Origin of the sequence: Nitrosospira briensis C-128, assembly GCF_000619905.2 — a bacterium.
Taxonomy (GTDB): domain Bacteria; phylum Pseudomonadota; class Gammaproteobacteria; order Burkholderiales; family Nitrosomonadaceae; genus Nitrosospira; species Nitrosospira briensis.
This window is the reverse complement of the sequence record NZ_CP012371.1, coordinates 1,827,702-1,853,799: the sequence shown is the minus strand read 5'-3', so window position 1 is coordinate 1,853,799 and position 26,098 is coordinate 1,827,702. Positions and strand designations below refer to the sequence as shown.

The window sequence follows — 26,098 nt, the reverse complement described above, 5'->3', positions numbered from 1 at the left end:
TTCCTCGCCAACTTTACCCTGCACGTAAAGTCCGGTCAATTATTGCAGTAAACCTGGACCAGGCTCATGGGTGACGTTTGCGAGGACGTGGCGGAAGCAACTTGAAAGTAATGATGACCAGAATCGCAAAAAGTATATAAATCATTGTCAGCATCCATTCCGGCACATCATAGAAAAGTATGCGGTGCAGCCAGCGCTGGATGAAATTACCGCCGCTTTCCGCTCCACGCAGCCTGTCTTCCAATAACGTAAGCGGACATACCATGCCGACGAAAGCCTCGACTACCACGAACAGGATGGCGGCCATGTGCGCAAGCCGAAACCGGAGATTTCGCACAAAATCCAGTCTCATCCATTGGCCTATCCATATCAACGGCAGGCTGCCGACAACAAACAACACGAACAGGAAATGAACGATAAGAACGATATCGGCTAACACGCACTATTCCATATTCTCGTGGCTCGGTATTTTCAAGGCTCGGTGCTTATTTGCGGCCATACCTGTAAAAGCAAAAGCATAACCATATTCCATTAGGTTATTTCTGCATATTTGCTCATGTCGGTATAGTGCGCAAATTGAAGAGGCAGAGGCACCGGACTTATGAAGATTCGCAACCTGGATCTGACGCGAAATCCAATAAACACGGAACACCAGCAATTTGGGCTTCCTCCTGTCGAGGAACCCATCTCTCATCCTGGCGCCCATCCTCTCCTCAAAGCCGGCGTATGGTTTATTGTTGCCGTGTTGATTGCGTTGGTCCTGTTTTTGACAGGCCGCTTTTTTATTTCCAATAACTGGTTTGGCGGTTGGCAAATCATTGGCGAGACAGTCAGCGGCAGGCTTTTCTGGACTGCGGTGATGGTCGGGTTTCTCGCACAGGTGGTGGATGGCGCGTTGGGCATGGCTTATGGCGTGACCGCCACTACATTTCTGTTGGCTACAGGAGCAACGCCGGGAGCGGCCAGCGCCAGCGTTCATATCGCGGAGATTTTCACCACTGGGGTTTCGGGTATCTCCCATGTCAAATTCGGCAATGTAAATAAGGAATTATTTGTACGTTTGCTGGTGCCTGGCATTCTCGGCGGCATATTAGGCGCGGTACTGGTTACCCAGGTCGACGGCACCATATTCAAGCCGTATATTTCCACTTATTTGCTGCTGCTGGGGTTATACATACTCAGTAAAGCGTTTCGCCCGCTGCGTTTGCGCAAGGACTCCCCGAGGCATGTCGGAAAATTGGCATTGTTTGGCGGATTCGTCGATGCGGCGGGTGGAGGCGGATGGGGACCGGTGGTGACATCCACTTTGGTCAGCTCAGGAAACGATCCCCGTACGACCATCGGTTCGGTCAATTTCGCTGAATTTTTTCTGACGCTGACGGGTGCCGCGGTTTTTACATTGCTGATGGAAACCAATACGTGGTCCATCATTATAGGGCTGGTATTCGGCGGCTTGTTTGCCGCTCCGTTTGCGGCAGTGCTGTGCAAGAAACTCCATGCACGAACTTTACTGATACTGGTGGGAACGTTGATTGTCATCATGAGCTCCTATAATCTCTACCGGGCGCTAGGATAAAGCTCAGAATCAGGACGTCTCGCTTCCCGCAGCAAATGGAAACGTTATCATTTCGCTAAAACTCAATAGCTTCGGCGAACAGAGGAAGCTGCCGTTCTACAGCAAGGGCTTGAACATGGATTCAAGTTTTTCCTGACTGAGACGACCCAATTTCGTACCGATAATTTTTCCGTTACGATCGATAACGACCGTAAAAGGCAGCGCTCCCTGGCGATTTCCCGCTGCCTCCGCCAGTGCCATCGCTTTCATATCTCCCACTAGCACGGGATAATTTATACCGATCTCTTTGCTGAATGCGGCCGCTCTTTCTTTCTGATCCACTGCAATGCCGATAAAAACCAGGCCGTTTTCCCTGAATTTTTCCTGGAGTTCAATGAACTCGGGAATTTCCTGGCGACAGGGTTCGCACCAGCTTGCCCAGAAATTAACTACCATCACTTTACCGCGCCACTGTGATATTGCCTGACTTTCGTCCTGCAAATCAGGCAAGCTTGCGGCAAATATCGCTTCGGCTCCTCTACTCGCCACCGCAGCGTCAGTTGCTCCAGACTGGGCATCGCTGCTCATCAACTGACCACGCAGCAGAAATCCGGCAGTCACTGCAAGTACTGCGACACCTGTATACAATAATGCCTGTTGCAATTTCGTCATTTAATCGTTAGTCCAAAATATACCGCTTGCCGGCAATTGGCGAACGCCTCCTCTCTCGAACTCGAAGTGATGGCATTCAAATGAGTTGAACCGTTTCTGAAACGGCTAGACCAGGATTGCGTTGAGTATCTTCAGAAAGCTTTCCTTGTCCTGATATCCTATGAGCCTGATACCCGGAACCTCGCGCCCTTCCCGATCAAGGAACAGAATACCGGGAGGGCCGAAAAGCTTGAAGCGTTTGAGCAACGCCATGTCATCTGGCGTCCCGTCGGTAACATCGACCTGCAACAGTACCACATCTTTCAGGCGGGACTGTACCTGTGAATCGGAAAACGTGAAGCGCTCCATTTCCTTGCAGGAAATGCACCAGTCCGCTGAGAAATCCACCATCACGTATTTGTTCCTGGACTGAAGGACATGCCGCTCAAATTCGGCAACCGACTTCACTCTCTGAAAGGGCAAATGATCCGTTTGCGCGACATCCTGTTTTTTCCCGGATGCATCAACCGCAGCAATACTTATCTTTGAGAGGGGCTGTAAAATATCGCGGCTGCCGGACAAAACCCCAACCAGCAATGCAATCCCGGTCAGCAATGCAATCATGCCCAGGCCCTTCAGAAGCTTCTGGAGACCGGAAGCACCTGGACGCAATGGATCAACCGCGTGAAGATAGATGGCCGAGATGATCAATAAGGCCGCCCACAGCAGCATATGCACAACTGCGGAAATGACCGGCGATATCAGCCATATTGCAACTCCCAGCAGCAATACGCCAAAAAATTGCTTGATCGATTCCATCCATGGGCCCGCTTTTGGCAAAATTGCCCCTGCGGAGGCACCCAATATCAACAGCGGAACCCCCATGCCCAAGGCCATGACGAACAGCGCCGATCCACCCAGCACGATGTCGCGGGTCTGGCTGATATAAAGCAGTGCCCCAGCCAGCGGAGCAGCCACACACGGCCCGACAATCAATGCCGATAATGCCCCCATGCCAAATACACTGGTCAGATGCCCGCCTTTTAAATGCCCCGCTTCCTCGGAAAGCTTACTCTGGAGAAAGGAAGGTAATTGCAGCTCATAAAAACCGAACATGGACAGAGCAAGCGTTATAAAGACCAGTGCGAACGTGCCCAGCACCCAGGCATTTTGTAAAGCCGCGGAGAGCATTGCGCCCGAAAGCCCCGCCGCCACGCCGGCGATGGCGTATGTAATCGCCATCCCCATGACGTAGGCGAGCGACAAGAGAAATCCGTGAGTCTTGGTGACATTTGCACCGCCCCTGGCGATGATGCCGGACAGAATCGGGAACATCGGAAATACGCAGGGAGTAAACGAGAGCAGCAGGCCGATACCAAAGAAACCGGTCAGAATCAGCCAAAAATTACCGCTTTCGAACATCCGCTCTATTCGGTTCGATTCCGTCTCGATGGCAGGTGATCCTGCGGACGGGAACAGCTCTGCGGCCGCATCCGGCTTCAAAGCGGCCGATGGTGCCGCCACTGCGGGGCTACTCATGGCATCGGCCACTGCGCCGGCGGCGGCTTTCGCCACCGGCAGCGTCAGTTCGATTACCTTATTGATAGGCGCATAGCAAACGCCTACCGGCTCATTGCAGCCCTGATAGGTAGCGACGAGAGTCAGTTTACCGGTTGACGATGCGTCGCGTTTCAGGGAAATCAATGCTTCGAATGGCTGGTGAAAAACTTCTACCTGCCCGAAAGTAACATCGCTTTTTATTGATCCCGGCGGCAGCGAGATTTTTTCGATCGACGTCCCGGCATCCTGCGGCTTGAACGCAACCTTGTCTTTATAAAGATAATAGTTTTTTGCCGGTTCGAATTGGGCTACCAGCGTATTTGCATCCCGGACCTTGACCGTCAATTTGAAAGCCTGATCCGGCGGAAGCAATTCCTGTTCATTCTGCTCAAAACCCGAGCCAAGCTGCTGCAAGCCTGAAAGAAAACCAAAAGGCTTCCTCTCCTCTGCGAAGCTATTGATACTGCATAAACACAGCAACAACAAAAAATATTGACTCAGGCGCATGGCAATCCGTTCTAATCAATTGTGTCCGAGACCGAGGTTTCGTCCGCGATCCACTTCAAATAAGCAGGCAATCCGTTGCTTATTGGGACAGCAATGATTTCGGGTAGTTCGTAAGGGTGCATGGCGTTTATCACCTGCTCCAGCCGCGCATAATGCTGCGCAAGAGTTTTAATGAAGATCGGCACTTCGCGGGTACTTTCGTTTTTCCCCTGCCAGCGGTAGACAGAAGTGCATCCATCAAGCACGTTAACGCAGGCCGCCAACCGTTCATCGACCAGTTGGCGGGCAAGGGCCATGGCGCTCGCCTGATCGGGCAAATTGGTAACGACGAGTATGGGCTCCATTGCGATTGTGCTGATTGTGCTGGTGGCACTAAAATCATCCGTAGACCGGATTTTACCCATTTTCCGAAGTACTTGCTGCGCTCGGCGCGAAACACTCGACCACGGTGGGATAGCGAAGGTTTACGCGCAACTCGTGCTTTATACGGACATTTGCCAGCCGCCGCGATTCTTGCATGAACGATAGCATACCTGGGGATATAAAACTTTCCGCTTCGGTCCGGGAGATACGCGGCGGCCGCGGCAGATCGAACCGGTCCGCCACGAGATCGAAGTATTCTCCCATCTTCAGTCTCGAGTCGTCACAGGCATGATAAATCCTGCCTGGTTTTGCGTAGTGCAACGCTGCGGAGATAATGCGGGCGAGGTCGTCGGCGTGTATGTGGTTCGTATAGCTATCCTCTTCCGGCAATAACGCTGGCGCGCGCTCATGCAACCGGGCCAGCGGCAAGCGATCGCCGGCATAAATCCCAGGCACGCGAAGGATTGAAACACTCACGCCATTGCGCAGTCCCCAATAGCGCACCTGCGTCTCCGCATCGGCACGACGCACCGCGCGCGCGGTTTGAGGATTTATCAAACGGGTTTCATCCACCAGCGCGCCGTTGCAATCACCGTACACACCGCTGGTACTGATGTAGACAAGACGTTGTGGTAACATTGCCCCCTTCATCTTTGGCCGCTTTGTCAGCGCTGCCAGGAGGTTTGCGGTGCGGGTGTCTCGTTGGCCACGGCTCGGTGGCGGGGCCAGGTGAACAACTGCATGAGCCATTCCCGCCAGTTTGGCAAGGCTGCCCGGTATATCGAGATTCCCGGACACGGGCGTAATCCCATGCAAACGTAATGCGGCGCGGCTCTCAGGTCTCCGATGCAAGCCCAGTAGCCGGTAGTGCGCCTGTAACAGGGGCGCTGTGCGCAAGGCAATGTCGCCGCAACCAATAAATAAAAGCGTCCGTTTCGTCATGTTCATCTTCTTTGCCGTCAGTTAATCTGTCTTTATCGACTCATTTGTAACCAGATGCCGCATCAAATCACTATCAAGCCGAGCGGACACGTCTTTTTCGCTCAACCCGGCGAAACCGTGCTGCAAGCTGCGCTTCGTGAAGGTTTTCCGCTTCCTTATGGCTGCCGAAACGGTGCCTGTGGGACTTGCAAGGGCAAAATCATACAGGGAAAGGTAGATTTCGGCAGTTATAACGAAAGTGCGTTAACCGAAATGGAGAAACAGTCTGGAATGGCATTGTTTTGTTGTGCCGTGCCGCTATCGGAACTTATAATTGAATGTCGGGAAATTGGGGCGATAAAAGATATCAAAGTCAAAATACTGCCGTGCCGTGTCCAGCAACTGGCGCGAGTCGCACCTGATGTAATGGTTATTTCCCTGAAGCTGCCAACTAACGAGCGGTTGCAATTTCTTGCTGGGCAATATATTGATATTCTCATGAAAGATGGCAAGCGCCGGAGTTTTTCGCTGGCCAACGCGCCTCATGACGACGAATTGCTCCAATTGCACGTGCGCAACTATCGGGGGGGTACGTTCGCCGAGCACGTGTTCACCAAGATGAAAGAAAAGGATATTTTGCGCTTTGAGGGGCCGCTCGGCACATTCTTTCTGCGCGAAGATTCAGACAAACCGATCCTATTCGTTGCCAGCGGCACGGGTTTCGCCCCGGTCAAAAGCATACTCGAGCATATCTTCCACGTACAATATCTGCGCGCCAATGAACGACAGATCGTGCTTTATTGGGGTAACCGTACGAAGGCCGATCTATATATGGCGGACATGGCGGGAAACTGGCAGCGGGAGCATGACAACTTTACGTTTATTCCGGTGTTATCCGAGGCACTGCCTTCCGATAACTGGAGCGGAAGGACCGGCCTGGTGCATCAGGCCGTGCTGCAGGATTTTGACAACCTCGCCGGGTATCAGGTATACGCTTGCGGAACACCGGCAATGGTTGAAGCCGCCCACAAGGATTTCACGACGCTGCGCAGTCTTCCGGAAGAGGAATTCTTTTCCGACGCATTCACTGTTTCGCCACGCGAACCCCGATCCTGAACTTTTTACCCGCCCTCACCCGGCAATCCGCCGTTGTACGGCATAAGACAATTATCTTTTGACATACAGCGGGCTGGAATGAAACCAATCGGACCCTGCGGCCGATCCATTTCCGAGTTACTCCTGCTCTAGCGCGTCCAGTCGCCACAATGCAAGTTCCAATCCCTTGCTGTAGTGGTCCCTTGCCAGTTCGAGCCGTCCGAGTTTCTCGTTCAACTGCGCCAATGCAAGATGAGCGGGATAATCCGGGTCCACCGACAGGCTTGCCTCCAGATAGCTTTGCGCTTTGCCCCAAAGCTCGCAATAAACGCAAAGCTTGCCCAGCGCCAGCAGCAGGCAGGCGTCATTTGGATGAGATTCGAGCCACGCTTCGGCGTGCTCGATTTGGCTGATGGCGTCGCTTCCCAGACATTTCGCATATAATCCGGCTAATTCGGAATCCCACTGGGCATTTAAACTCTCCTCGATAATCTGATGAGCTGTGACACAATCGCCCATCGCTGCATAAGCCCGCGCTGCGGCAGCAGCTAATTTGCTGTCTTTCTTGTCGACCGAAGATATATTCTGCCAATATTCCTTCAGCGCCTGCGGATTCAGCATCCTGCTTTTGAGACTTTCCATGCGCGCCTGCAGCCGTAGTTGCTTCATCACGGTCTTGTCAACGGCATTACGCTGGTCCAGTTGCCCGAGCAGATCCAGTACGGCGTCCCAATTTTTTGATCGCTGCTGCGCTCTCAGTTCCAGCCGCAACGCCGCGGTATGCTTGCCCGCCCCGGTATGAGGAAGAGAATGCAATATTTTTAGCGCTTCTTCGGGCCGATGTTCATCCAGCAGCAACTCGGCTTGCGTCATTAGCAGCAAGGTCATTTCTTTCGGTGCGCTCGTTTTTGCCATTGCAATGAGCTCATCACGACGAGAATACTTTCTCAGCTCGTGCGCGGAACGGGCCGCAACCATTGCGTTGAGCGCGCTGACGGAGGGAGGTTCTTTCAATTCCAGAACGGCTGCGGAAGCTTTCTCAGCCTTGGCATAACGGCCTTCGAAGAAGGCTCGGAGCCCATCCAGCATCATCATTCGTGCTTTTTCGCGACGCCGGCGGAGACGAAATCCGCTCACTTCCGCCGGCAACCTGAAAGTAACGACAGCCAACCGCACTACGAAATAGGCGATAAAAAATATTACCAGCAGCAACGCTGCCAGTAAATTGAGCGATAGCTCGATGCGATAAGGCTGAGCCACTACCAGTACATAACCGCTGTTGTATCTGGCCGCAAGTGTTACCGCTACCGCAATCAGGAACAACGCCAGAAGCCAGAGCGCTCCCTTCATCTATTTCCCCGATCACGGGCGAGACGATAGTTGCGCACTGCGTCGAGACTCGCGGAAATACGTGGCAGCTCAATACCAATTTCACTTTCTCGCAGCTGGCGCAGGGTTTCAAGCATGTTGACGACAGACCTCGAGCTGTTGTCGTAATACCGGCCTATCCAGTCCATGGATGCATCGATATCCGCCTTGAAGCTCGTTCCGTCGCGAGCCAGAAGCGCATGCCGCGCCGACAAAAGACGCAGCTTCAGATTTTCCCTCAAAAAATAAGCCTGTGATGGCGATAACAGGGCAATATCCGGCTTATCCATGTGCTGAATCCGTACCAGGCGCTTGATGTCCTCCCACGCTTCGTGCAGGAACCGGAGCCACATATTCTCGGTTACTGGAATCCGGGGCTGGGAAGTGCCGGGTTCGGGCGGGCGAAGTTCCATTGCCAAAGGCAATGCATCGACCGAAGCGGCGAGATTGTCCAGGCGTATACTGACGCCTACTGTATCCACATATGGCGCCGCCTTGAGAAGATCCATATCCGTTGACAGAACCTTACGGAGGGAAGACAACTGTGGACGGTCAAGGCGCTGCAGCCGGGCATCGGCCTCTTGCATCGCGATCAGGGCTGCTTTTACGTTACTTGCAAGCTGAAGCTGCTGATTGGCGATGAGCAGCAGTTGTTCCACTTCTTCCAGCGTTGCCTCATCGCGATTACGCGTAAGTTCCTGGTACAGCGCCTCAAGCGCCAACTGCTGGTTTTGCGATTCCGCGAGCCTTGATTCGAGCAAACCGAGCTTTGTTTCGGTCCGGCGTCCTGCCTCGGCCGCCTCCACTACAATATTGCGCGACTCCTTTCCCGAAGCATCGGCTTCGGCCAGCCGCTTCGCCAGCTCATGCTGCAATCCTCCGATCTGGCTACGAGTGTCATACCATTGCAGCGCGATAATGGGCACGAGGATTATGACAAAAATCAAGAGCGGGGGGATGCGCAAGGCCAACCTCTTGCGCACTTCCCGAGGTTTTTCGGTCTTGCCGGGTTGTTTTTCCGCGCTCATTGTTTTTCCGGACCAGGAATCTCTGTGGTGGTTTCTGGCCGAAAATAATTCAGCAGACCCTCCAGCAATCCATCATCTCCAGCATTGGTTAGAACGACATGGGCGAACCCGAGATTTGCCGCGGCTTGGGCTATACGCACATGAGAAACGAACAAAGGCGTTTTCTTAAGCCATGCTCCGCCCGTTTCGCCCACCATTTCGCATAAATTGCGCAATCCTTCGCTGCTGGTTATGGTAATCGCCTTCATCTGGGCATTTGTCCACGCGCTCAGCGACGGGGCAGTATCCGGTTTCGGCATGACACGACGGTAGCATTCCGCGTATTCGAGGACAGCGCCTCGCTTCGACAAACTTTCCGCAAGCAATTCACGCCCCTTGTCGCCGCGAAAAATTACGATGCGCTTGCCTTTCACCTGCCTCAAGAGCGGCAGATCAAGCAAAGCCTCGCTATCGAAGCGCAAAGCCGGCGCGATTACCCCGGTGACGCCGAAGTTTCCCAGTTCCTTCGTAGTGCCCTGGCCAACAGCGACTATTTTTAACTTGACAGGCAGCGTCCGTTTTGCGCTGATGAGGCTCATTGCCTTGGCAACGGCGTTGGGGCTGATAAAAACTGCAATATCGAATTCATCGAGCCGATCGATCAAGTCCAGTAATGGATTCAGATTCGGGATATCGAGGATCTCGAGCACCGGAAACAAAACAGGATTACCGCCCGCCAAGCGTATCCTGTCAGCAAGCTCGCCAGCCTGATGCGCCGGACGTGTAACCAGGATGTCGATCCCGGCCAGTGGTCCGGTCACGGATGGCTCACGGGTTCAGTCGTTTGCGATTCGAGTGCCGTCAGGATTTCTTGCGCGCCACGTGCTTTCAGATTCTGTGCCAGTTGTGCGCCCATTACCGTACCCGTCCCGGGATTGCCGCTCAGTTCATCGCTTATCACGCGTGATCCATCCTGGCTGGCGACGAAACCGCGCAACCGCAGGACACCCCGGTTTATTTCTGCAAAACCACCCAGCGGAACTTCGCAGCTTCCTCCCAAAGCACGGCTCATGGCGCGTTCCGCTTCAACGCACTGAGCGGTCGGAAGATGATGCAGAGGTTCCATCAATTTGATCAAGTCGGTTCGATCCGACCGGCATTCGATTCCCAAAGCGCCCTGCCCCACCGCCGGCAAACTCACTTCCGGACTTAGCAATGCAGTAATGCGATCAGCCAGCCCCAGCCGTTTTAAACCTGCAGCTGCGAGAATGATCGCCGCAAACTTTCCCTCATCCAGCTTGCGCAAGCGAGTCTGAACGTTGCCCCGCAACGGCTGCACCTGCAAATGCGGAAAGCGCGCGCGCAACTGGCTTTCACGCCGCAGGCTCGAAGTTCCCACCACGCTGCCCGGCGGGAGTGCGTCGAGGCCGGCGTATTGATTGGAAACGAAAGCATCACGCGGATCTTCGCGTTCAGCTATAGCTGCCAGCGCATATCCTGCCGGCATGTCCATCGGCACATCTTTCATCGAATGCACAGCGATATCTGCCCGGCGGTCCTCCAGCGCCTGTTCCAGTTCTTTTATGAACAACCCCTTGCCGCCGATCTTCGAGAGGGATATGTCGAGTATCTGATCCCCCCTAGTGGTCATCCCAAGTATTTCGCATTCTATTTGCGGGTATAATTTCGCCAGCCGTGCTCGAATAAAATGTGCCTGCCACAAGGCGAGAGCGCTTTCACGGGTCGCGATAATGATTTGTGAGGGTATGGATGATGAATTAAGCATTATTATTACGGTGAGAAAATTAGGGAATTACTGCCGGCGTTTATTTTAGCATGCCAAGCTCCAAGCCGGATTGAAGTGCACCCGCCATCAGCTCGTATCTGCGTTCAAGAAGAGGTAGCGTTATGACATCCCTTGCTTCCCCGAGCGGAAGCCTTGAAAAAAATGACATCATCGATAACGACAGGCCCAAGGATGATCCCCTTCGCATGGATATCCGCCTGCTTGGCCGTATGTTGGGCGATACCCTGCGTGAGCAGGAAGGCGAACCTACTTTTGATCTTGTCGAGAATATTCGCCAGACCGCGATTCGATTCCGACGGGAGCAGGACCTGGAGGCGCGGCACGAACTGGACGTGATGCTCAATCAGTTGAGCAACAAGGCGACGGAAGCGGTAGTTCGTGCATTCAGCCAATTCTCGCAGCTTTCGAACATTGCCGAGGATATGCATCACAATCGCCGCCGCCGCAGCTATCTTCTTGACGGGTCGCCGCCGCAGGCAGGCAGCGTGGCACTCGCGCTGAAGAGGATCATCTCCAGCGAAACGAATGGCGTCGCCCTGGCCCGATTCTTCGATAAGGCATTGATTTCCCCGGTTTTGACCGCGCATCCGACTGAAGTGCAACGCCGAAGCATACTGGACTGCCACCTGGCTATTGCGCATCTTTTAAACGAGCGTGATCGAATGCAGCTTACGCCGGATGAACTGCGCAATAACGAAGAGGAGTTGCGTTGTGCCATCCAGATATTATGGCAGACCCGTATCCTGCGTTCGGCGCGTCTCTCCGTTTATGACGAGATCAATAATGGTCTTGCCTATTATCACTATACTTTTCTCACCGAGGTACCGCGCCTGTATGCGGAAATGGAGGATTTGCTGGAAAGTGGAATGGGTGCAGATGCGCCCCGTATTCCCCCGTTTCTTCGCATCGGTAGCTGGATAGGCGGTGATCGCGACGGCAATCCTTTCGTCACCCATGAAGTCATGCTCCATGCGTCTGAGAGACAGTCGGCGCTGGCATTGGATTTTTATATGGGTGAAGTACATCGGATAGGCCGCAGGTTAAGCCTGACCGAGCGCCTCGTGGATGTGGATGACGCCTTGGCGGCGTTGGCCGAGGCATCGCCTGACCGAGCCCCCAGCCGTGCGGATGAGCCTTACCGCCGCGCATTGATCGGTATCTATGCGCGACTCGCTGCTACCAGCCAGGGCCTTGGTCATGTAATCAGGCAGCGGCGACCGGTTGGACCTGCTGCACCCTACGCAAAAAGCACGGAATTCATCAAGGATCTTGATATCGTCATTCAGTCGCTCAAGCAGCACAAATCCGAATTATTGGCGCGTGGCGATCTGCGTCATCTGCGGCGCGCAGCGGAGGTGTTCGGCTTTCATCTCGCGTCGCTGGATATGCGCCAGCATAGTGGCATACATGAGCAGGTCGTTGCGGAATTGCTCGGACATTGTGCACGTGACCGGAATTATTCCGAATTGACCGAGACGGAACGGGTGCAGTGGCTGCTGACCGAAATCAGCAGCCCTCGTCTCTTGCGCTCACCTTATCTGGAATACTCCGAACTTGCCCAGAGCGAACTGTGCATGGCACAAACGGCAACGGAAATTCACCGGCGCTTTGGTCGCGCCGCGTTGCCAAATTATGTCATTTCCAAAACCGACGGCGTTTCCGACATACTGGAGGTCGCGCTGCTACTCAAGGAAGCAGGTCTTTTGCAACCCGGCGAAAAGCCGCACCTGCATCTCAATATCGTTCCGTTGTTCGAAACTATCGCGGACTTGCGCGGCTGTGGCGCCGTTATGGACGAGTTATTTTCGCTGCCATATTACCGCAAGCTCCTGGATTCGCGCGGCAATGTACAAGAGGTGATGCTGGGTTATTCCGACAGCAACAAGGATGGAGGTTTTCTCGCGGCCAACTGGGAGCTTTACAAGGCTGAAACCGAATTGACGAAGATTTTTGCCAGGCACAAGGTTGAACTGCGCCTCTTTCATGGGCGTGGCGGCACGGTTGGACGTGGCGGTGGCCCGAGCTATCAGGCAATATTAGCCCAGCCACCGGCGAGCGTGAATGGTCAGATACGCATCACCGAGCAAGGCGAAGTCATCGGCAGCAAATATGCCGATCCGGAAATCGGGCGGCGAAATCTTGAAACGCTGGTTGCCGCGACGCTTGAGGCTACATTGCTGAGCCGCGATCCGCTTGGTAAACGCGCTGCCGAGTATCACAATACCATGGAAATACTCGCGCACGATGCACTCACCGCTTATCGCAACCTTGTATACGAAACTCCGGGGTTCAAGCGCTATTTCCAGGAATCGACGCCGATCAGGGAAATCGCCGGACTTAATATTGGCAGCCGTCCGCCATCACGCACCCAATCCGATCGTATAGAAGATTTGCGCGCGATACCCTGGACGTTCAGCTGGGGTGTCAATCGCGCCATGATTACGGGTTGGTACGGTTTTGGCACGGCGGTGGAAATGTTTGTCCAGCGCCAGGGTCGAGGCAAAAAAGGGCTGGGTTTTCTGCAGGAAATGCATAGTACCTGGCCATTCCTGCAAACCATGTTATCCAATATGGATATGGTGCTCGCCAAGACCGATATGGGCATTGCATCGCGTTATGCTGAGCTGGTTACCGATATCAACTTGCGTGAAGAAGTTTTTGGGCGCATACAGAAAGAATGGGATCTCAGCGTGAAGTGGCTTTTCGCAGTCACCGGCCGCACTGAGTTGCTGCAGGATAACCCTACACTTGCTCGCAGTATTCGTAACCGCACACCGTATATCGATCCGCTCAATCATCTGCAGGTAGAACTGTTGCGGCGTTATCGTTCGGGCGATGCGACCGATGCCGTGAAGCGTGCAATACAACTCACTATCAATGGCGTGGCCGCAGGGCTGAGAAACAGCGGATAAGCTCATTTACGGCATTACCGGACTCCGGCAAATCATGTCTCGTGATGAAAACAGTGGTTGCCGCGCCGTATAAGCCTCACCCCGGCTTTGACGTGCTGAAACCCGTGCATTCGTTACGACTTCCGAACGGTCGCTGTACTGGATAGTTCGAACAATATTTCGGTAAGGTTGGAGATAGGTGTGGCTAAAAAACTTTATATTAAAACATTTGGCTGCCAAATGAACGAGTATGACTCGGACAAGATGGCGGACGTGCTGCATGACGCGCAAGGCATGGAAAAAACAGATGATCCCGCTGAGGCCGATGTAATCTTGTTCAATACCTGCTCGGTGCGGGAGAAAGCCCAGGAAAAGGTATTTCATGATCTGGGGCGCGTCAGGCATCTTAAAACCGCTAACCCGAATCTTCTCATCGGTGTGGGAGGATGTGTGGCCAGCCAGGAAGGCGCGGAAATAGTGAAGCGCGCGCCATATGTGGATCTGGTATTTGGTCCGCAAACCCTGCACCGGTTGCCGCAGTTGATTTCTGCGCGTCAAGCCACGGGCCGCCCGCAGGTGGATATTTCTTTCCCCGAAATCGAAAAATTCGACCATCTGCCGCCAGCACGTACTGAAGGTTCGACCGCTTTCGTTTCTATCATGGAAGGCTGCAGCAAATATTGCAGTTTTTGCGTGGTGCCCTATACACGTGGCGAGGAAATCTCCCGTCCCCTGAGCAGCGTACTGGCGGAAATTGCAGGGGTGGCAAGTCGAGGCGTCAAGGAAGTGACGCTGCTCGGGCAGAACGTAAATGCTTACCGGGGCATCATCGAAGATGGGGAAGACGGGCAGATGGCCGATTTCGCGCTATTGCTTGAATATATCCATGACATTCCCGGCATCGAGCGCATCCGGTACACCACCTCTCATCCTAAGGAATTCACTGAACGATTAATCCAGGCCTACGAAACATTGCCGAAATTGGTCAGTCACGTGCACCTGCCGGTTCAGTCCGGGTCAGACCGGATACTGACGGCAATGAAGCGCGGCTATACTACGTTGGAATACAAATCCATCATCCGCCGCTTGCGTAGCGCCCGCCCCGATATTTCGCTTACCTCCGACTTCATCATAGGTTTCCCGGATGAAACCGAAGCAGATTTCGAGGCGACCATGAAGCTCATAGAAGAGACCCGCTTCGATGGTTCGTTCAGCTTCATTTATAGTCCGCGCCCTGGCACTCCCGCAGCGGCCTTGCCGGACACCACGCCTTATGAGATCAAGCTTGAGCGGTTGCAACGCTTGCAGGAAAAAGTCGAGCAACAGGCGCGAACCATCAGCCAAAGCATGGTTGGCACGACTCAACGTATTCTGGTGGAGGGGCAATCCAAAAAAGATGCCAACGAGCTTTGCGGGCGCACCGATAATAACCGTATGGTAAATTTTGCCGGGGACGCGACAAAGATCGGGCATTTTTTAAACGTCAAAATCTCTGCGGCCTTAGCGCACTCGTTGCGCGGGGAAATCGTGCAGCAAACCTACGGAACGTGAGTAAGATTTTCACGCGATGTCGACTTTGTGAGGCCCCGCAAGCTCCCGCCACCTTCACTCCTTGCAAAGTACGGCTGTCGCTGCCAGAATTAAGACCTCGCTATCGCATTTTAGAGTCTTTTTGAAACCCCAACCTGTCGAAATTTCTTTTTCCCCCGCTGATAACCAGCGTCTCGCCAACTTATGCGGTGCGCTGGATGAGAATCTCAGGCAGATCGAAACGGTACTTGATGTCACCATTGCGCGCCGAGGGGAACATTTCAGCTTACGCGGCAAATCCGCCCAGACTTTGCTTGCCGCAGAAGCATTGCGAAATTTTTACAGCCATGCGCAACATCATCTGAGCATCGAGCAGATCCAGTTGGGCCTGATCGAAGCGATGAATCCTCATCATTCGAAAAAACTCGCCGCGGCTACTGCTACGAAAGAACCGACGGAACCCGCGCTGGTTACCCGCCGCAGCGATTTGCGCGGCCGGACGCCTCGCCAGGTTGAATATCTGCAGCAAATCCAGACGCATGACATCACATTTTCGATCGGCCCAGCCGGAACGGGCAAGACCTATCTGGCCGTGGCAAGCGCGGTGGACGCGCTGGAGCGCGATATCGTAGCGCGTATCGTGCTGGTGCGGCCCGCGGTGGAAGCTGGCGAGCGTCTGGGTTTTCTGCCAGGCGACATGGCGCAGAAAGTGGATCCTTACCTACGGCCTCTCTATGATGCACTCTACGATCTGATGGGGTTTGATAAAACCAGCAAGCAGTTCGAGCGGAGTGCAATTGAAGTTGCGCCGCTGGCTTTCATGCGCGGGCGCACGTTGAATCAATCTTTTATCATACTTGATGAAGCGCAAAACACGACGCCCGAACAGATGAAGATGTTCCTGACTCGTATCGGCTTCGGCTCCAAGGCTGTGGTGACAGGCGATATTACTCAGATCGATCTGGCAAAACATCAGAAAAGTGGCCTGGTAGAGGCCCAGCAGGTCCTGAAAAAAGTGCGTGGTATTGCTTTTACGCATTTTGGCGCAGAGGATGTAGTGCGGCATCCGTTGGTGCAAAGAATTGTTAATGCCTATGAAAAATATGAAAAGGACAAATAACCTTTCCCCGGCTCCCGCAGCAGTCTCGCCCCGCGCAGTAAAGCTGAAATTAGCGACGCAATACGCCACCTGTGCTGCGGACGTACCCTCTCGATCGGCGTTTCGCAAATGGATCAAAGCCGCATTGAAACACGATGCGGAGATCGGGCTGCGCGTCGTTGATGAAGCGGAGGGTCTTAGCCTCAACCGGAATTTTCGGGACAGGGATTATCCGACCAATGTCCTGACTTTTATTTACGATAATACTGGGCCGGGCGCGCAATCCCTGGCTGGAGATATCGTGCTGTGTGCGCCGGTAATCGAAAGAGAAGCGCGTGAACAACATAAAAATCTGACAGCGCATTACGCACACCTCACCGTGCACGGCGTCTTGCATCTTCAGGGCTACGATCATGAAAGCGATGTTGAAGCAGCGGCAATGGAGCAGATGGAGGCCGAAATTGTCGAAAGACTGGGATATGAAAATCCTTACAGGGAATCTTCGGGCACCGCTGAAGAACGTTGATTATGAGTGGGACCGTATGTTCTTGTCGGCATCTTCCACAGTTTATTTATTTCTTGTAAACGAGCTGGCAAACGCATATGGATGATCCCCCCAAAACGGCCTTACTCGAGCGCGTCAGCGCCTGGCTTTTGCGCAAGCCGGGGGATCGCGAGCAACTGATTGCGTTATTGCATTCTGCTTATGAACGCAACTTATTCGATTCGGATGCCCTGAGCATGATCGAAGGCGTGATACAAGTATCCGAAATGCAGGCCCGCGATATCATGGTTCCGCGTTCGCAAATGAGTGTGATCGATATCAGTGAAACGCCGGACAAGTTCATCCCGCTGGTTATCGAGACCGCGCACTCGCGCTTTCCTGTCACCGAAAATGATAAAAATAATGTCATCGGTATATTGCTGGCGAAAGATCTATTGCGTTACTTTGCCGGAGAAGAAGAATTTGATGTACGCGATATGCTGCGGCCGGTCGTTTTTATCCCTGAATCCAAGCGGCTCAATGTGTTGCTCAAGGATTTCCGGAGTAACCGTAATCATATAGCCATCGTAGTGGATGAGTATGGCGGCGTCGCGGGGTTGGTGACTATCGAAGACGTGCTGGAGCAAATCGTTGGTGACATCGAGGATGAGCATGATTTCGACGAGGCCGAAGACAACATCGTGCAGGATCCGGGCGGCCATTACCGGGTCAAGGCTATTACCGAAATCGGCGATTTTAATGAAAGGCTTGGAGCCGAGTTGAGTGACGTGGATTACGACACCATCGGGGGTCTGGTGCTGCATAAATTTGGCCGGTTGCCGAAACGAGGTGAAGAGGTGTCTGTTGGCGCTTTCAGGTTTATCGTATTGCGCGCCGATAGCCGCCGGTTGTATACGCTGCTGGTCGAAAAGGATGAGACCGGGCAGTGAGACCCTGCAAAAGAATCGAGGAGGGGCTGGATCAAAAGCGGACTTCAAGATGATGGATAAATAATGTCCACCCTGGACAGAGCAGGACTTCGAAGCATTCCGGCGCTGACTGAACCGCCCGTGGTGGAAGTGGTGATTGAAGTTCCGCGAGGCAGCTTCCTTAAACGCGGATCCAATGGTAGAGTCGACTTTATCTCGCCCGTGCCGTGTCCGTTCAACTATGGCTCCGTGCCAGGTTACATCGGCCTCGACGGCGACCTTCTGGATGCGCTGGTACTCGGCCCGCGCCTGTCGTTGGGTACGAGGATACGCGTCAAAGCCTGGGGAGCCGTGATCATGACTGATGGCGGATTCATCGACGACAAGCTTGTCTGTGGCGATGTCTGTCCGGATGCAGTGCAACGTCAGGAAATACTGAAATTTTTCTACTTCTACGCAAAATGCAAGGGCGTGCTGAATATCTGGCGGGGCCGTACAGGGCGCAACGCATGTGAGGGTTGGTGCGAAGCGATTCAGGCGCTCGGACGCGCGCGGCCCTGGGATGATTTATCACACGAGCCGCCGTTCGATTGATCACTCGCATCGTTCTCGCGCCCGGCAAATCCGCATTGATCAGAATGGCGGATTCTTTGCCAAATTTCACCAAGCGTGCCAGAATTGCGCCCCTTATCAATCAAGCTGAAGTCACTTTCCCTGCCCATGCCTCTCCTCACTCTTGAAAGAGCCTGCCTCGCCTTTGGCCATCACACGTTGCTTGATCAAGTAGACTTGCAGCTTGATACCGGCGAGCGTATCGGGCTGATCGGCAGAAATGGCGGGGGGAAATCGAGTTTACTGCGCATCATCGCAGGCGAAATCAAGCCGGACGACGGCAGGATCTGGCGCACCCCCGGATTGAAACTGGCCTATGTGCCGCAGGAACCGGAACTGGACCCCGCCCTTACGGTATTCGAGGAAGTATCGAAGGGATTGGGGAAGGTCAGCCAGGTACTGCTTCATTATCATGAAGCGTCTCATCTCCTGAGCGACGGCACGGGAGACACCGAGGCACTTCTTTCTCGCCTGCAGGACTTGCAAGCCGAAGTGGAAGCTCAGGATGGATGGCGCATCCAGGCCAGGGTGGAAACCGCTATCGACAAGCTTGATCTTCCCCCCGACGCTTTGGTGGGACAACTCTCCGGCGGACAAAAAAAGCGGGTCGCGCTGGCTCGCGCGCTGGTGGTATCTCCGGACGTGCTGCTATTGGATGAGCCGACCAACCACCTGGACTTTTCCTCTATCGAGTGGCTGGAAGGATTGCTGAAGGACTTTGCCGGAAGCGTGCTGTTCATTACACACGACCGCCGCTTTCTGAATAATGTAGCGACGAGGATTGTCGAGCTCGACCGTGGGAAGTTGGCAAGTTTCCCCGGCGATTTTGCCGAGTACCAGCGAAAAAAATTGGAGATGCTGGAAGTTGAAGCCGTCCACAATCAAAAATTCGATAAAGTGCTGGCGCAGGAAGAGGTCTGGATACGAAAGGGGATTCAGGCACGCCGTACGCGTAACGAAGGCAGGGTAAGACGGTTGGAAGCGCTGAGAATAGAGCGTGCCGACCGGCGTGAAAAGATGGGAACGGTTAATCTCAACGTCGATGAAGGCGCCAAGTCCGGACGTATGGTGGCTGAGTTGGAACATGTCAGCAAAAGATATGGCGACAAGACCATCATAGACAATTTTTCCTGCCGGATCATGCGCGGCGATCGCGTGGGGTTGCTGGGACCCAATGGCGCGGGCAAGTCCACCTTGTTAAAGCTGATACTGGGCGAATTACCACCGGATAGCGGCGATATCCGACTGGGCACCAAGCTTGAGGTAGCCTACTTTGACCAGTTGCGCGAACAACTGGATGAGGAGGCAACCCTGATAGACACGATTAGCCAGGGTTCGGATTTTATCGATATTGGCGAGACGCGCAAGCACGTCATCAGCTATCTGGAAGATTTCCTGTTTGCGCCACAGCGGGCGCGTTCGCCGGTAAAGTCTCTTTCGGGCGGTGAGCGCAACCGGCTATTGCTGGCGCGTTTGTTCACCCGCCCTGCCAACGTCCTGGTCCTTGACGAACCAACCAACGATCTGGATATCGAAACGCTGGAACTACTGGAGGCGTTGCTGCAAAACTATTCGGGCACGCTGTTTCTCGTCAGCCATGACCGGGAATTTCTCGACAACGTCGTTACCCAGGTTATCGCCTTCGAAGGTAATGGCATCCTGCGGGAATATGTCGGAGGCTATGAAGATTGGGTACGGGCAAGGGGGTATCGGAAAGCGGCGGAAAAGGAACAGGCGGCAAAATCACAACAAACGGCTCCGCTCAAGGCGCGCGAGGTGCGTGAATCGCCTACCCGGATTAAACTGGATTATAAGGAAGTCCGCGAACTTGATGAGCTGCCTCAAAAGATCGAGCTGCTGGAGCGGGAACAGGCTGCCATCACCCGCCAACTGGGTGCTGCGGATTTTTATCTCAATCAACCGGAAAAAGCGCGGGCCTTGCATGAACGTTTTGTTGGGATTGAAGAAGAGCTTATGAGTTGTCTCGCCCGATGGGAGGAACTTGATGCAAAACGCCAGGTAAACGGTCAGAAATCATAACGATAATTTCATAACATATATCCCTATTCGATATATGTTATTGTTTTATAGATTTATTGATTGACCAGGAATGACACATCGTTTAGAGTCGCTCTTTTTGTAAAGAGGGGGCACTGATAATGAAAAGACCAGCAATAATAAGTTTATTTGCGTGGGGCTTGCTTCTGGCAGTCACCGGTACGGCTCAGGCAGCGGGTGATCCAGCTGCGGGCAAGCAGAAGAATACCATGTGTATCGGCTGTCATGGAATAGAAGGATACCGGACATCTTACCCGACGGTGTATAACGTCCCGAGAATTGGCGGCCAGCATGCCGAGTACTTGGTCAAAGCGCTACAGGCGTATAAAACGGATGCCCGCAGCCACCCCAGCATGAAGGCGATTGCCGCCCAGCTATCCGAACAGGATATGGAAGATCTGGCGGCCTATTACGCTGGCGCCAGCGGAAAATAATTACTCATCACGCAAGGAAAGCCTCATGAAAAATTTCGTTATTGCCGCGGCGAGCGGCGCGCTGCTGCTGATTTCCAGCCAGGGAATGGCGGCCAATATTGAAGCTGGCAAGAAAAAAGCGGCGGAGGTTTGCGCTGCGTGCCACGGTCCGGACGGCAATAGTCCCGCACCTGCTTTTCCGAGACTGAACGGACAGCATGCAAGTTATCTGGAGAAAACGCTGACCGAATATAAGTCGGGCGCACGCCAGGATCCCATCATGGCTGGCATGGCTGCCGCCCTGAGCAAGGAAGACATTGAAAATGTGTCAGCTTATTTTGCAAGTCAATCCGGTCTGAAAACCAAATATTGATTCAGGAATTTCTGGATAAGCTCTAGGCGGGCATGATCGTGGCCCCATGGATGTAGGGATGGGCTGGGGGAAACGAGACGGATAGCGCGCGAACGCAGTGCAGAATAAGTATTTTCCCGAAGAAGGTGCACGGCCTCGGCGTAGAAAGCAGGCGTCAGGGACGGTTGTGGACCTCGGTACTGTCCCGATGCTCCCTTCGGGGCACCCTTTGCGCAACGCTTGGGCGCCGTCCCCATCGGTTTTCAACCAAGTAGCGCCGGTCCTTCCTCAGAGGACATACGCAGCACTCACCCCAAGTGGCTTGTTCAGAAGGTGCAGGCGGACTGGAAACCAGTGGCCTGCTACTCAGAGTCCAGATAAACAGGATGGGTAGCGTCACCTCGAATACAGATCAATTTTTCCACCGGTCCAGGCATTCAAAGTAAACCGAGGCGTCAAACGCAGATTGGTTGCGCTGTGCCTGCCAAATCATTTCCGCAAGACATTCCATGACTTGGTGCGCGGCATCGTGCTCGTTGCCGGTCAGCTTCAGTAGACGTTCAAATCGCTTGCGAATACCGGCGGGCTGGTCTATCGAGAGCTGTTCCCCGATGGCAATATGCATGCCCATATGTAAAAATGGATTGGTACCGCCCATTTCGGGCAGATAATCCTTGTCCTGGTAGCGTCCTGGATCATCAAGCATGGCGTGGTACTCCGGATGCAGCAGGATCACCTCAATCGCCATGTTTTCCATGTCGGAAAGTATCTCTCTCTGCCGATACTTGCGCCAGGTGTCAAAGAAAAACTGGCGCGCCTCTTCCCTCGAAGGATTAAACATCCAGGCTGTAACTGAGCGGACTCATTTTTCTCAAAGCTGTTTTCCTTAAACCTAAATCTGGTAGTTGGACGGGGTGAAGTGTACGGTTTTTGGGGTGCAGGGCAAGGCGCAACGACGCGGAATGGTCGTTCCATTCCAAGGAGTTGCAACGCAGCCATGTGCCGCAAAAGCCGTGCAATTCACCCGGTAGCGACCTCACCCGAAAGGTGAGCGTCAAATAATATGAAATATTGTTATTAATCATAATACTGATCTATTAAATGAGCGGTCAACTACCGGATTTAGGTTAAAGATTTTTTTCCTTGAACTCGCACAAATCATTAATGATACAAATGGCACATTTCGGCTTTCTCGCGATGCATACATACCGCCCATGTAAAATGAGCCAGTGATGCGCATCGTGGCTGAATTCCTTCGGTATGCACTTCAGTAGTTTCAACTCCACCTCCAGCACGGTTTTGCCGCGCGCAAGCCCGGTTCGGTTTGCGACCCGGAAAATATGCGTATCCACCGCCATAGTGGGTTGGCCGAAAGCGGTATTCAATATCACGTTGGCGGTCTTGCGCCCCACGCCCGGCAGTTTTTCCAACGCTTCCCGTGTCTGCGGCACCTCGCTGTCGTGATGCTGGATAAGCAGGTTGCAAGTAGCGATAATATTCTTGGCCTTGGTTTTATATAACCCGATGCTCTTGATGTAATCCCGCAGCCCGGCTTCCCCCAGGGCGAGAATTTTCTCAGGTGTATTTGCCGTGGGAAACAGTTTCCGGGTCGCCAGGTTCACGCCCTTGTCGGTAGCCTGGGCCGAAAGGATCACTGCGATAAGCAATTCAAAGGTCGAACCATACTCCAGTTCGGTGGTGGGGTGCGGGTTAACCGACTTGAAGCGCCTGAATATTTCGCGGCGTATATTTGAATTCATGAATTAATACTATGGTGGGATGTTACCGACGGATCCGCAGCGCTATTTTTCTTCGATGCCTGCGCTTGAACGACCATGGCACGCTCCAGAGCAGCCTGGATAGTTGCTTTCTTGAGATCGGTGGCAGGTGATGAAATACCACTCATTCCTTCGGCTTTTTGTTTAAGCCTTTCTTCGTTCTCCTGTTTTTCACGCTCGAGCCTTTGCAGCCTGAATTGATACCGCGCGCGCGCGCGGTCGGCAATTTGCTTGTCGTCTTCAAGTATCAAGGGGTCATCAATTTTGGCGTCGTCCTTACCTGCGGAACCGGCAGTTCGTACCTTGGATGGAATCATGCTGATACAATCGACCGGGCACGGCGCAACACACAACTCGCAACCGGTACATTCGGCCGCAATGACAGTATGCGCGTGGCCGGCCGCGCCTGCGATGGCATCCACCGGACACGCCTGGATACAAAGCGTGCAACCTATGCAGGGCTGCTCGTCAATCAGCGCCACGGTCCTGGGTTTGAGGTTACCGTGCAGGGGGTTCAGCGCCATGGGCCTTATCCCCAGCAACTCCGCCAGTTTGCGAATGCCCTCGTCGCCACCGGGAGGACACTGGTTGATGTTGGCATGCCCGTCAGCAATGGCCCTGGCGTAGGGTTCGCAGCCGGAGAATCCGCACCGGCGGCATTGGGTTTGCGGCAGTATTGCGTCGATTTCCGCTACCAGTAAATTTTCGTTCATCCCAAACCCGCCCGTGAAGAACGCTGCGTGTCCGAGGCGCACAATGCATGCGCAATCTCCCGTATCAGGCCAGGGCCGCGATAGATCAGGCCGCTGTATATCTGGACCAGGCTTGCTCCAGCCTCGACTTTTTCCTCTGCGTCCGCTGCGCATATGATGCCGCCTACGCCAATGATGGGCAGCGCGCCTTGCAGCACTCCATGCAAGCGTCTGATGACAGCGGTGGCGCGTTTAGCCAGCGGTACACCACTCAATCCACCAGACTCGGATGCATAGGGTAGTGTCTCTATTCCAGTGCGGGAAATAGTGGTATTCGTCGCGATAACCCCGTCTATACGATGTTTCATCAAAAGCGCCGAAATAGAGTCTATTTGCTGCAGATCGAGGTCGGGAGCGATTTTTACGGCAAGCGGCGTATATTTTCCGTACTCGTCGGCGAGTTTTTGCTGGTTCAGCTTCAGCGCATCCAGCAGATGATCCAGTTCGTCGGCGTTTTGTAGTTGCCGGAGAGAGGGCGTATTAGGCGAAGAAATGTTGATGGCGATATAATCGGCGTAGCGATAGGCTTTGCGCAGGCAAGTCAAGTAATCGTCAACCGCCTTTTCCATCGAGGTATCGAAATTCTTTCCGATATTGATGCCAAGTATGCCGCGGTAATTTGCACGCCTGACATTCGCTATCAGTTTATCGATACCGTCATTGTTGAAGCCCATGCGATTGACTATGGCTTGTGCCCGAGGAATACGAAACAGCCGAGGCTTGGGGTTCCCCGGTTGTGGACGGGGCGTTACCGTACCAATTTCGATAAAACCAAACCCGAGCGCCGCCAGTGCGTCAATGTGTTCACCGTTCTTATCCAGCCCGGCAGCCATGCCGACAGGATTGGAAAAGTCGAGACCCATGACATGGCGGGGCTGGCATGCTATCGGGGCGCGATTGATCAGTCCGAAACGATAAGCTTTCTCGATTGCATCAAACGTAACGCGGTGAGCTGTTTCGGGTTCGAGACTGAATAATAGCGGACGAAGTAAGGAATAGAACATGTATTCATTTTAACACCCGGAAAGTGCCGAGTCTGTAAAGGAACTTGCGACCGTTAATCATCGTCATAGGGAGGCTGGTCGTTGGAACAAGCGCGGTTGATCGAGGCATCGCCCAACCGCGAGAGTTTTTTTCATCGTGTTTGATACCTGGTAAAACGTATCCATTCAATCTAAATCTCGCATTGAATGGAGTGGAGCGAGTTCACCGAAAAATAAAGCTCACGGGGCACAGAAAATCTTTCTTCGTTATAGTGATTACTCGGTTGGCAAATGAGCCGAAAATAAGCGGTCAACCGGCGATTCAGGTTCAAGGGTTCCTTCAGTATTCGGCAATAAATTACCCATGGTTTGTTACTTCTCATAAGCGTAAATGATTACATTCGCCAAGCTGACTCGCCAGTGCCTGATCCTGGTTTTCATGGCCTCTTCGGGATTGGCTCATGCCATCACTGATTGGGATACGCTCAACCAGGAGTGGGAATTGCTTTATGAGCAAGGGGACTATAACCGCGCGACCGTGGTCGCGGCCAAGGCGCTGCAGATAGCCGAACAAACGAGAGAACCAGACCATTCCGACATTGCCTCGAGCCTGAACAGCCTGGCGTTTCTATATAGCGCCCGGGATCAGTATAAACAGGCGGAACCTCTCCTCATACGCGCCCTGGCTATTTTTGAAAAGTCTGTCGGGGAAGGCCCCGAGATGGCAGCGACATTGAACAATCTCGCTATGCTTTACAGGAAACAAGAACAATACGCGCAGGCCGAACCGCTGTACAAGCGTGCGTTGGCAATCGATGAGAAGGCGCTCGGGCCGGATCATCCCAATGTAGCCATGAGCCTGAATAACCTGGCGCAGCTATATCAGGCCCAGGAACAGTATGCGCAGGCTGAGCCTCTTCTCAAGCGCGCGCTGGATATATTAGAGAAAACGCTTGGCCCGAACCATGCAAACGTAGCGATGAGCCTGAACAACCTTGCGCTGCTGTATACAGCCGAACAACAATATGCGCAGGCTGAACCACTTTTTAAACGAGTACTGGCGATGTCGCAAAAGGCGCTGGGTCCGGATCATCCAAACGTTGCCTTGAGCTTGAATAATTTGGCGGGCCTGTATAACGAACAGGGCAAGTACCCTTATGCCGAGCCGCTGTTCAGGCGCGCATTGGCTATCTCGGAAAAATCACTGGGTCGAAATCATCCTAATGTAGCAACAAGCCTTGAAAACCTGGCGCAGCTCTATCGGGAAATTGGCCACGCGGATAAGGCAAAACCGCTGGCTACACGCGCAGCAGCGATAAGGGCGGCACAACGCTAACTTCATAGCGATAAGTTCATGGCTCGATGTTTCGGCCATTCCTGAGA

Annotated in this window: 25 protein-coding genes; 12 read left to right on the top strand and 13 right to left on the bottom strand. The window is 53.5% G+C overall.

Annotation, left to right across the window (positions count from 1 at the left end; all coding sequences use genetic code 11):
* Positions 1–64 precede the first annotated feature (64 nt).
* Positions 65–439 (bottom strand): DUF2784 domain-containing protein, encoded by a 375-nt coding sequence (locus F822_RS08465; RefSeq protein WP_025041786.1) that lies wholly within the window; start codon positions 437–439, stop codon positions 65–67.
* Positions 440–601: 162 nt separating this feature from the next.
* On the opposite strand from F822_RS08465, the gene F822_RS08460 reads away from it, so the two are divergent.
* Positions 602–1,576: a sulfite exporter TauE/SafE family protein gene (locus F822_RS08460; protein ID WP_025041787.1), complete on the top strand. Its 975-nt coding sequence runs from the start codon at positions 602–604 to the stop codon at positions 1,574–1,576.
* A gap of 96 nt (positions 1,577–1,672) precedes the next feature.
* Here F822_RS08460 and F822_RS08455 read toward each other — a convergent pair whose 3' ends face one another.
* The 4 genes from F822_RS08455 to F822_RS08440 all read right to left on the bottom strand — a co-directional run bounded on the left by F822_RS08455 (position 1,673) and on the right by F822_RS08440 (position 5,578).
* Complete coding sequence (locus F822_RS08455) at positions 1,673–2,227, bottom strand: TlpA family protein disulfide reductase (RefSeq protein WP_025041788.1); 555 nt, start codon at positions 2,225–2,227, stop codon at positions 1,673–1,675.
* A 105-nt stretch (positions 2,228–2,332) separates the two neighbouring features.
* The gene (gene dsbD / locus F822_RS08450; protein ID WP_025041789.1) at positions 2,333–4,273 is read right to left on the bottom strand and encodes a protein-disulfide reductase DsbD; all 1,941 of its coding nucleotides are present in this window, start codon (positions 4,271–4,273) and stop codon (positions 2,333–2,335) included.
* 11 nt (positions 4,274–4,284) lie between these two features.
* Complete coding sequence (cutA, locus tag F822_RS08445; protein WP_025041790.1) at positions 4,285–4,617, bottom strand: divalent-cation tolerance protein CutA; 333 nt, start codon at positions 4,615–4,617, stop codon at positions 4,285–4,287.
* Between the two features lie 52 nt (positions 4,618–4,669).
* Entirely contained in the window at positions 4,670–5,578 is a 909-nt protein-coding gene (locus F822_RS08440; RefSeq protein WP_036576561.1) for an SDR family oxidoreductase, read from the bottom strand.
* Between the two features lie 54 nt (positions 5,579–5,632).
* Here F822_RS08440 and F822_RS08435 point away from each other — a divergent pair, with 54 nt between their 5' ends.
* Entirely contained in the window at positions 5,633–6,673 is a 1,041-nt protein-coding gene (locus tag F822_RS08435; RefSeq protein WP_025041792.1) for a CDP-6-deoxy-delta-3,4-glucoseen reductase, read from the top strand.
* A gap of 117 nt (positions 6,674–6,790) precedes the next feature.
* On the opposite strand, the gene F822_RS08430 is transcribed toward F822_RS08435, so the two are convergent.
* The 4 genes from F822_RS08430 to hemC are packed head-to-tail and all read right to left on the bottom strand — an operon-like array spanning position 6,791 to position 10,813.
* Positions 6,791–8,002 carry a heme biosynthesis HemY N-terminal domain-containing protein gene (locus tag F822_RS08430; RefSeq protein ID WP_025041793.1) on the bottom strand — a complete coding sequence of 404 codons (1,212 nt, stop codon included), beginning with the start codon at positions 8,000–8,002 and terminating at the stop codon, positions 6,791–6,793.
* Positions 7,999–9,048 carry a uroporphyrinogen-III C-methyltransferase gene (locus tag F822_RS08425; protein WP_025041794.1) on the bottom strand — a complete coding sequence of 350 codons (1,050 nt, stop codon included), beginning with the start codon at positions 9,046–9,048 and terminating at the stop codon, positions 7,999–8,001. Before F822_RS08425 ends, F822_RS08430 begins: the two co-directional genes overlap by 4 nt.
* Positions 9,045–9,848: a uroporphyrinogen-III synthase gene (locus tag F822_RS08420; protein WP_025041795.1), complete on the bottom strand. Its 804-nt coding sequence runs from the start codon at positions 9,846–9,848 to the stop codon at positions 9,045–9,047. The genes F822_RS08425 and F822_RS08420 overlap by 4 nt, the downstream gene beginning before the upstream one ends.
* Positions 9,845–10,813 (bottom strand): hydroxymethylbilane synthase, encoded by a 969-nt coding sequence (hemC, locus tag F822_RS08415; protein WP_025041796.1) that lies wholly within the window; start codon positions 10,811–10,813, stop codon positions 9,845–9,847. The genes F822_RS08420 and hemC overlap by 4 nt, the downstream gene beginning before the upstream one ends.
* A 206-nt stretch (positions 10,814–11,019) precedes the next feature.
* Between hemC and ppc the strand changes: the two genes are divergently transcribed.
* From ppc to F822_RS08370, 9 genes are all read left to right on the top strand, one after another.
* A complete protein-coding gene (ppc, locus tag F822_RS08410; RefSeq protein ID WP_231623601.1) occupies positions 11,020–13,746 on the top strand; it encodes a phosphoenolpyruvate carboxylase in 2,727 nt (908 codons plus the stop codon).
* 180 nt (positions 13,747–13,926) lie between these two features.
* The gene (gene miaB, locus F822_RS08405) at positions 13,927–15,276 is read left to right on the top strand and encodes a tRNA (N6-isopentenyl adenosine(37)-C2)-methylthiotransferase MiaB (protein WP_025041798.1); all 1,350 of its coding nucleotides are present in this window, start codon (positions 13,927–13,929) and stop codon (positions 15,274–15,276) included.
* Positions 15,277–15,397: 121 nt separating this feature from the next.
* Entirely contained in the window at positions 15,398–16,375 is a 978-nt protein-coding gene (locus F822_RS08400; RefSeq protein ID WP_025041799.1) for a PhoH family protein, read from the top strand.
* Entirely contained in the window at positions 16,359–16,880 is a 522-nt protein-coding gene (gene ybeY, locus F822_RS08395) for an rRNA maturation RNase YbeY (RefSeq protein ID WP_025041800.1), read from the top strand. Before F822_RS08400 ends, ybeY begins: the two co-directional genes overlap by 17 nt.
* Before the next feature lie 77 nt (positions 16,881–16,957).
* On the top strand, positions 16,958–17,788 hold the full coding sequence (locus F822_RS08390; RefSeq protein ID WP_025041801.1) for a CorC family transporter: 831 nt from the start codon (positions 16,958–16,960) through the stop codon (positions 17,786–17,788).
* A gap of 63 nt (positions 17,789–17,851) precedes the next feature.
* Positions 17,852–18,361, top strand: coding sequence for an inorganic diphosphatase (locus tag F822_RS08385; RefSeq protein ID WP_025041802.1), 510 nt, complete (start codon positions 17,852–17,854; stop codon positions 18,359–18,361).
* Positions 18,362–18,487: 126 nt separating this feature from the next.
* Positions 18,488–20,419, top strand: coding sequence for an ATP-binding cassette domain-containing protein (locus F822_RS08380; RefSeq protein ID WP_025041803.1), 1,932 nt, complete (start codon positions 18,488–18,490; stop codon positions 20,417–20,419).
* A 119-nt stretch (positions 20,420–20,538) separates the two neighbouring features.
* A complete protein-coding gene (locus F822_RS08375; RefSeq protein ID WP_025041804.1) occupies positions 20,539–20,871 on the top strand; it encodes a c-type cytochrome in 333 nt (110 codons plus the stop codon).
* Between the two features lie 25 nt (positions 20,872–20,896).
* Positions 20,897–21,223: a c-type cytochrome gene (locus tag F822_RS08370; protein WP_025041805.1), complete on the top strand. Its 327-nt coding sequence runs from the start codon at positions 20,897–20,899 to the stop codon at positions 21,221–21,223.
* 391 nt (positions 21,224–21,614) lie between these two features.
* Here F822_RS08370 and F822_RS08365 read toward each other — a convergent pair whose 3' ends face one another.
* The 4 genes from F822_RS08365 to F822_RS08350 all read right to left on the bottom strand — a co-directional run bounded on the left by F822_RS08365 (position 21,615) and on the right by F822_RS08350 (position 24,736).
* Positions 21,615–22,043 (bottom strand): DUF1841 family protein, encoded by a 429-nt coding sequence (locus F822_RS08365; protein WP_025041806.1) that lies wholly within the window; start codon positions 22,041–22,043, stop codon positions 21,615–21,617.
* A 286-nt stretch (positions 22,044–22,329) separates the two neighbouring features.
* Positions 22,330–22,962 (bottom strand): endonuclease III, encoded by a 633-nt coding sequence (gene nth / locus F822_RS08360; RefSeq protein ID WP_025041807.1) that lies wholly within the window; start codon positions 22,960–22,962, stop codon positions 22,330–22,332.
* Positions 22,959–23,693 carry an RnfABCDGE type electron transport complex subunit B gene (locus tag F822_RS08355; protein ID WP_025041808.1) on the bottom strand — a complete coding sequence of 245 codons (735 nt, stop codon included), beginning with the start codon at positions 23,691–23,693 and terminating at the stop codon, positions 22,959–22,961. Before F822_RS08355 ends, nth begins: the two co-directional genes overlap by 4 nt.
* Positions 23,690–24,736, bottom strand: coding sequence for a quinone-dependent dihydroorotate dehydrogenase (locus tag F822_RS08350; RefSeq protein WP_025041809.1), 1,047 nt, complete (start codon positions 24,734–24,736; stop codon positions 23,690–23,692). Before F822_RS08350 ends, F822_RS08355 begins: the two co-directional genes overlap by 4 nt.
* Positions 24,737–25,106: 370 nt before the next feature.
* Here F822_RS08350 and F822_RS08345 point away from each other — a divergent pair, with 370 nt between their 5' ends.
* Positions 25,107–26,051, top strand: coding sequence for a tetratricopeptide repeat protein (locus F822_RS08345; protein WP_036576523.1), 945 nt, complete (start codon positions 25,107–25,109; stop codon positions 26,049–26,051).
* Positions 26,052–26,098 lie beyond the last annotated feature (47 nt).

Excerpts from the sequence above, each read along its gene's own strand:
- F822_RS08430 (WP_025041793.1), bottom strand. The coding sequence starts at position 8,002 with ATGAAGGGAGCGCTCTGGCTTCTGGCGTTGTTCCTGATTGCGGTAGCG.
- nth (WP_025041807.1), bottom strand. The coding sequence starts at position 22,962 with ATGAATTCAAATATACGCCGCGAAATATTCAGGCGCTTCAAGTCGGTT.
- F822_RS08460 (WP_025041787.1), top strand. The coding sequence starts at position 602 with ATGAAGATTCGCAACCTGGATCTGACGCGAAATCCAATAAACACGGAA.
- F822_RS08345 (WP_036576523.1), top strand. The coding sequence starts at position 25,107 with ATGATTACATTCGCCAAGCTGACTCGCCAGTGCCTGATCCTGGTTTTC.
- F822_RS08370 (WP_025041805.1), top strand. The coding sequence starts at position 20,897 with ATGAAAAATTTCGTTATTGCCGCGGCGAGCGGCGCGCTGCTGCTGATT.
- F822_RS08355 (WP_025041808.1), bottom strand. The coding sequence starts at position 23,693 with ATGAACGAAAATTTACTGGTAGCGGAAATCGACGCAATACTGCCGCAA.
- F822_RS08380 (WP_025041803.1), top strand. The coding sequence starts at position 18,488 with ATGCCTCTCCTCACTCTTGAAAGAGCCTGCCTCGCCTTTGGCCATCAC.
- cutA (WP_025041790.1), bottom strand. The coding sequence starts at position 4,617 with ATGGAGCCCATACTCGTCGTTACCAATTTGCCCGATCAGGCGAGCGCC.
- ybeY (WP_025041800.1), top strand. The coding sequence starts at position 16,359 with ATGAAAAGGACAAATAACCTTTCCCCGGCTCCCGCAGCAGTCTCGCCC.
- F822_RS08390 (WP_025041801.1), top strand. The coding sequence starts at position 16,958 with ATGGATGATCCCCCCAAAACGGCCTTACTCGAGCGCGTCAGCGCCTGG.
- F822_RS08455 (WP_025041788.1), bottom strand. The coding sequence starts at position 2,227 with ATGACGAAATTGCAACAGGCATTATTGTATACAGGTGTCGCAGTACTT.
- F822_RS08435 (WP_025041792.1), top strand. The coding sequence starts at position 5,633 with ATGCCGCATCAAATCACTATCAAGCCGAGCGGACACGTCTTTTTCGCT.
- F822_RS08425 (WP_025041794.1), bottom strand. The coding sequence starts at position 9,048 with ATGAGCGCGGAAAAACAACCCGGCAAGACCGAAAAACCTCGGGAAGTG.
- hemC (WP_025041796.1), bottom strand. The coding sequence starts at position 10,813 with ATGCTTAATTCATCATCCATACCCTCACAAATCATTATCGCGACCCGT.
- F822_RS08365 (WP_025041806.1), bottom strand. The coding sequence starts at position 22,043 with ATGTTTAATCCTTCGAGGGAAGAGGCGCGCCAGTTTTTCTTTGACACC.
- F822_RS08440 (WP_036576561.1), bottom strand. The coding sequence starts at position 5,578 with ATGACGAAACGGACGCTTTTATTTATTGGTTGCGGCGACATTGCCTTG.
- F822_RS08375 (WP_025041804.1), top strand. The coding sequence starts at position 20,539 with ATGAAAAGACCAGCAATAATAAGTTTATTTGCGTGGGGCTTGCTTCTG.
- dsbD (WP_025041789.1), bottom strand. The coding sequence starts at position 4,273 with ATGCGCCTGAGTCAATATTTTTTGTTGTTGCTGTGTTTATGCAGTATC.
- ppc (WP_231623601.1), top strand. The coding sequence starts at position 11,020 with ATGGATATCCGCCTGCTTGGCCGTATGTTGGGCGATACCCTGCGTGAG.
- F822_RS08385 (WP_025041802.1), top strand. The coding sequence starts at position 17,852 with ATGTCCACCCTGGACAGAGCAGGACTTCGAAGCATTCCGGCGCTGACT.
- F822_RS08350 (WP_025041809.1), bottom strand. The coding sequence starts at position 24,736 with ATGTTCTATTCCTTACTTCGTCCGCTATTATTCAGTCTCGAACCCGAA.